2 protein-coding genes are annotated in these 6,334 nt (G+C 72.6%); both read left to right on the plus strand.

The features are described from left to right. Window positions 1-2,555 (plus strand): type I polyketide synthase (locus ACZ53K_RS42405; RefSeq protein WP_468848422.1); only part of this gene is annotated, 2,555 nt, incomplete at its 5' end. Window positions 2,556-2,590: 35 nt separating this feature from the next. After that, window positions 2,591-6,334: type I polyketide synthase (locus tag ACZ53K_RS42410; RefSeq protein ID WP_468848425.1), on the plus strand; the 3,744-nt coding region annotated here is incomplete at its 3' end.

Below are 6,334 nucleotides of genomic sequence, written 5' to 3' on the forward strand. Positions count from 1 at the left end.
TGGCGGCGGCCGCGGTGTGGGGTCTGGTGCGCTCGGCGCAGTCGGAGAACCCCGGGAGCATCGCACTGCTGGACCTCGAAGCCGGACCGGACGAAAACGGCCAGGACGGCCAGGACAGGCCGTACGGGGATGTCGCCGGGGTGCTCGCTGACCTGCCGGGTCTGCTGGCCACCGAGGACGCCCAGTTCGTGGTCCGAGGCGGCGCCGTCCGGATGGCGCGGCTGGCCTCCCTCGGCGGCGGTGCGGGGCTGTTGCCGCCGGCCGACGTGCCATGGCGGCTGGACAGCGCGGCCAAGGGCAGCCTGGACAACCTGGTTCTCGCACCGTGCCCGGAGATCCTGGAGCCGCTCACCGAGGGGCAGGTTCGTATCCGGGTCGAGGCTGCCGGTGTCAACTTCCGCGACGTACTGAACGCCTTGGGCATGTATCCGGGTGAGGCCGGACTGCTGGGTGCCGAGGCCGCCGGTGTGGTGACCGAGACCGGGCCCGGCGTGCGCGGGCTGCGTCCGGGGGACCGCGTGACGGGCATGGTCTTCGGTGGATACGGTCCGGTGGCGGTGACGGACCAGCGGTTGCTGACCCGTATCCCGGAGGGTTGGTCGGCCGCCGAGGCCGCTTCCGTGCCGCTGGTCTTCCTGACCGCGCTCTACGCTCTGAAGGATCTTGCCGATCTGCGGCCGGGCCAGTCGATTCTGGTGCATGCCGGGGCCGGTGGCGTCGGTATGGCGGCGATCCAGCTGGCGCGGCACATGGGTGCCGAGGTGTTCGCCACGGCCAGTGAGGCCAAGTGGGGCACGCTGCGGGAGCTGGGTGTCGCCGACGATCACATGGCCTCCTCGCGTACGACGGAGTTCGAGGAGCGCTTCCGGGAGGTCACCGGTGGCCGCGGCGTGGACGTCGTCCTCAACGCTCTGGCCGGTGAGTTCGTCGACGCGTCCCTTCGGCTGACCGCCCCCGGCGGTCACTTCCTGGAGATGGGCAAGACCGACATCCGCGACCCCGAATCCACCGCCCCGGTGCGCTACAAGGCGTTCGACCTCGCTGACGCAGGCCCTGACCGGGTCCAGGGGATGCTCTCCGAGTTGCTGGAGCTGTTCGCTGCGGGTGTGTTGCGGCCGTTGCCGGTGGCGACGTGGGATGTGCGGCGGGCGCCGGAGGCGTTCCGGTTCATGAGCCGGGCGCAGCACATCGGGAAGATCGTGCTGACCCTGCCGCGGGTCTGGGACCCGGAGGGTACGGTGCTGATCACCGGCGGTACCGGTGGTCTGGCCGGTGAGCTGGCCCGGCATCTGGTGGCCGAGCGCGGCGTGCGGCATCTGCTGCTCGTCAGCCGCAGCGGCCCGGACGCCTCCGGTGCGGACGGGCTGCGGGCGGAGCTTGCCGGACACGGCGCCGAGGTCACTGTCCTGGCGTGTGATGTGGCCGACCGGGAGCAGGTGGCAGCGGCGCTGGGATCGGTGCCCGCCGCGCACCCGCTGACCGCCGTGATCCACACCGCCGGTGTCCTGGACGACGGCGTGGTGGCCTCCCTGACTCCCGAGCGGCTGTCGGCCGTACTGCGGCCGAAGGTGGACGCGGCCTGGCATCTGCACGAGGCCACCAAGGATCTCGACCTCGCCGCGTTCGTCCTGTACTCGTCCGTCTCCGGCGTACTCGGCACTTCCGGACAGGGCAACTACGCCGCGGGCAACGTCTTCCTCGACGCGCTGGCCCGCCACCGTACGGCGCAGGGCCTGCCCGCCCAGTCCCTCGCCTGGGGCGCCTGGGCACCGGGCGGCGGCATGACCGCCACCCTGTCGGACGTCGATGTGCAGCGGATCGCCGCCGCCGGAGCCACGCCCCTGACCGTCGAGCAGGGCCTGGCGCTGTTCGACGCCGCCACCGCCGTCGACGCGGCCCACCTGGTTCCCATCGGGCCGGTCACCGCCGGCGCCCGGGACCGCGGCACCGTACCGCCGGTACTGCGGGGCCTGGTCAAGGCCGCCCGCCGGACGGCGGCGGGCGGCGCGGGAGGCGCCGAAGCAGCCGCGACACTCGGCCGGCGGCTGCAGGAGGCGCGGGCGGAGGAACGTACCCGCATGATGACCGACCTCGTACGGTCCGAGGCCGCCGCCGTGCTCGGGCACGCCTCGGCCAAGGCGATCGAGACCCGGCGGGAGTTCAACGACCTGGGCTTCGACTCGCTGACCTCCGTCGAACTCCGCAACCGGCTCTCCACCGCCACCGGTCTGCGGCTGACCGCCACCCTCGTCTTCGACTACCCCAACCCCGCCGCACTCGCCGACCACCTCGTCTCGCAGCTCGTGGACGAGTCCGCCACGGGCCCGGACCTCCTCGCGGAGCTGGAACGGCTCGGCTCCGCACTCGCCGGCAGCGAGCCCGACGCTCACACCAGGGCCGCGGTCGCCGGCCGCCTGGCACAGATCCTGGACGACTGGCGCGGGGCCCCGGCGGAGGAGGACGGCGCGGAGGTCGCCGAGCGCATCGAATCCGCCAGCACCGACGAGATCTTCGCCTTCATCGACAACGAGCTCGGCCGGCACAGCGATCGCTGAGTCAGGCCTCTGTATTTTCACGGAAGGTTCCAGTCATGCCGAACGACAAGAAGCTCGTTGACTACCTCAAGTGGGTCACGAACGACTTGCACCAGACCCGCCAGCGGCTTCGGGAGGCGGAGTACGCCAAGCAGGAGCCGATAGCCATCGTCGGAATGTCCTGCCGGCTGCCGGGCGGTGTGCGTTCGCCGGAAGAGCTGTGGCAGCTGCTGAGCGACGGCCGGGACGGCATCGCGGCATTCCCGGCGGACCGTGGCTGGAACCTCGACATACTCAGCGGTGAGGGGGGCGGCAGCAGCGCCACCGCCGAGGGCGGCTTCGTCGACGCCGCCGCGTTCGACGCGGGCTTCTTCGGCATCTCGCCCCGTGAAGCGGTGGCGATGGACCCCCAGCAGCGGCTGCTGCTGGAGACCTCCTGGGAAGCGCTGGAGCGCGCCGGCATCGACCCGGTGTCCCTGCGGGGCAGCCGGACCGGTGTCTTCGTGGGCACCAGCGGCGTCGACTACATCAATGCCGTACTGAACTCCCGCGAGGACATCGAAGGCCACGGCAGCACCGGTCTCGCGGGCAGCATCCTGTCCGGGCGGCTCTCGTACAGCTTCGGCCTGGAGGGCCCGGCCCTCACCGTCGACACCGCGTGCTCCTCCTCGCTCGTCTCGCTGCACCTGGCGGCCCACGCGCTGCGCAGCGGCGAGTGCTCGCTGGCGCTGGCCGGCGGTGTGACGGTGATGTCGACGCCGATGAGCTTCGCCGGCTTCACCCGGCAGGGCGGGCTGGCGTCGGACGGCCGCTGCAAGGCGTTCTCCGACGACGCCGACGGCACCGGCTGGTCGGAAGGCGTGGGCATCGTCGTCGTGGAGCGCCTGAGCGACGCGCGCCGCAACGGGCACGAGATCCTGGCCGTCGTCCGCGGCTCGGCCGTCAACCAGGACGGCGCCTCCAACGGCCTGATGGCGCCCAACGGCCCGTCCCAGCAGCGGGTGATCCAGCAGGCCCTGGCCGGCGCCGGCCTCGCCGCCTCGGACGTGGACGCGGTCGAGGCGCACGGCACCGGCACCACCCTGGGCGACCCGATCGAGGCCCAGGCGCTGCTGGCCACCTACGGCCAGGACCGCGACCCCGAGCGGCCGCTGCTCCTCGGCTCGGTGAAGTCCAACCTCGGCCACACCCAGGCGGCGGCCGGCGCGGCCGGGCTGATCAAGATGGTGCTGGCGCTGCGGCACGGCGTACTGCCGAAGACGCTGTACGCCGATGTGCCGTCGTCGCACGTGGACTGGGAATCCGGTGCGGTGGAGCTGCTGACGGAGACCCGGGAGTGGCCCGAGGCCGACCGGCCGTGGCGGGCCGGTGTGTCGTCGTTCGGCATCAGCGGCACCAACGCGCACGTCATCCTGGAGCAGGCACCGGCCGCCGAGGAGCCCGACGAGCAGGACGAAAGTGATCCGCAGGCCGCTCCGCAGATCTCTGCACAGATCTCTGCGCAGGCCGTTTCGCACTCCTCTCCGGAGACCGCTGCGACGATCGTGCCGGCGGTCGTGCCGTGGCCGGTATCGGGCCGGTCGGAGGAGGCACTGGCCGCACAGCGCGAGCAGATCACCGCGCTGACCGGCCTGTCCCCGGTCGACCTGGGCTTCTCGCTGGCAACCACCCGGGCGCACCTGGAACACCGTGCCGTACTGCTGTCCGAGGGCGGCAGCACCGTCGAGGTGGCGCGCGGCTACGCCGAGGACACGGCCGGGAAGGTCGCGGTCCTGTTCTCGGGTCAGGGCGCGCAGCGCGTCGGGATGGGCCGGGAGCTGTACGGCCGGTTCCCGGTGTTCGCCGAGGCGCTGGACGCCGTGCTGGAGCAGTTCGATGCCGGGTTGCGGGAGGTGATGTTCGGCGAGGCGGAGGGTCTGGACGAGACCGGGTTCACGCAGCCGGCGTTGTTCGCCGTCGAGGTGGCGCTGTTCCGGCTGGTGGAGTCCTGGGGCATCCGGCCGGATTACGTCGCCGGGCATTCGATCGGCGAGATCGCGGCCGCGCATGTGGCGGGCGTGCTGTCGCTGGAGGACGCGTCGGCGATGGTGGCGGCGCGGGCCCGGCTGATGCAGGCCCTTCCGGCGGGCGGTGCGATGGTCGCCGTCCAGGCCACGGAGGGTGAGGTCGCCGCGCGGCTGGTCGAGGGGGTGTCGATCGCGGCGGTCAACGGGCCGAAGGCGGTCGTGCTCGCCGGGGACGAGGCCGAAGTCCTCCGCATCGCGGGGGAACTGGCGGCCGAGGGCCGCAAGACGCAGCGGCTTTCGGTGAGCCACGCCTTCCACTCGCCGCTGATGGAGCCGATGCTCGCGGACTTCCGGCAGGTCGTGGAGCGGCTGTCGTTCAAGACGCCGGAGATCCCCATCGTGTCCAACGTGACCGGGGAACTCGCCGATGAGGAGCTGATGTGCTCGCCCGGTTACTGGGTGCGGCACGTGCGGGAAACGGTGCGCTTCGCGGACGGCGTACGGGCGCTGGAGGCCGAAGGCGCGTCCGTCTTCCTGGAGTTGGGGCCGGACGGAGTGCTGACGGCGATGGCCCAGCACAGCGCGGACGAGGCCGCGGTCTTCGTCAGCGCGCTGCGCAAGGACCGTCCCGAGGAAACGGCGCTGCTGACGGCGCTCGCGCGGCTGCACGTCGCAGGTGTGCCGGTGGACTGGGCCGCGTGGTTCGCGGGCTCCGGGGCCCGCCGCGTGGACCTGCCGACCTACCCCTTCCAGCACGAGCGGTACTGGCCCCGGCCGGCCACGCTGTCGGGGGACGTCACCGGCGCGGGCCTGCTCCCGGCCGAACACCCGCTGCTGGGCGTGACCCTCACCCTCGCCGACTCCGGCGAGGTGGTGCTGACGGGCAGACTGTCGACACAGACGTACCCGTGGCTGACCGACCACGTCGTGGGCGGCAGCGTGTCCTTCCCGGCCACCGGCTTCCTGGAACTGGCCCTGCGCGCCGGCGACCAGGTCGGCTGCGACCGGGTCGAGGAGTTCGCCCTGCTCGCGCCCCTGACGCTCACGGAGGACGGCGCCGCGCAGCTCCAGGTGCTGGTCGGCGCGCCCGACGAGACGGGCGCCCGTACGGTCTCGGTGCACTCGCGCTCCGACGGCGCGGCCGACCAGCCGTGGGTGCAGCACGCCCTCGGCACCCTCGCCGGCGGTGAGCGGATCGCGGACTTCGGGTCCGAGGTCTGGCCGCCGCGGGACGCCGTGGTCGTCGATCTGGAGGGTTTCTATGAGGGCACCGGCTACGGCCCCGCGTTCCAGGGCCTGCGCGCCGTATGGCGCCGCGGGGACGAGGTCTTCGTCGAGGCCGCGCTGCCGGACCGGGCCGCCGAGGAGGCCGAGTCCTTCGGTGTCCACCCGGCGCTGCTGGACGCGGTGCTCCAGTACCACCGGCTGACCGGTGTCGGCGGCGAGCGGGAACTCCTCCTGCCGTCCGCCTGGCGTGGCGTGTCGCTGCACGCCGGGGGAGCGGCGGTGCTGCGGGCCCGGGTGGTGAAGACCGGCGACGACTCGGTGTCCATCGCGGCCGTCGACGTCGAAGGCGCCCCCGTACTCTCCGCCGAGACACTCCTCCTCAGCGGGCAGCCGGCCGGTACGGCGAGCCCGGTGGCGGCGCAGCGCCGTGCGGAGTACGACGCGTTGCTGTCGCTGGACTGGGTGGCGGCGCCCGAGGTGCGGTCCGCCGAGGTGCGGTGTGTGTCGCTGGGTGCTGATGAGTTGGGTGTGGGTGCGTCGGTCGCGTCTCTTGCGGAGCTTGCGGGG

The organism is Streptomyces sp. NPDC033221, from assembly GCF_055577005.1.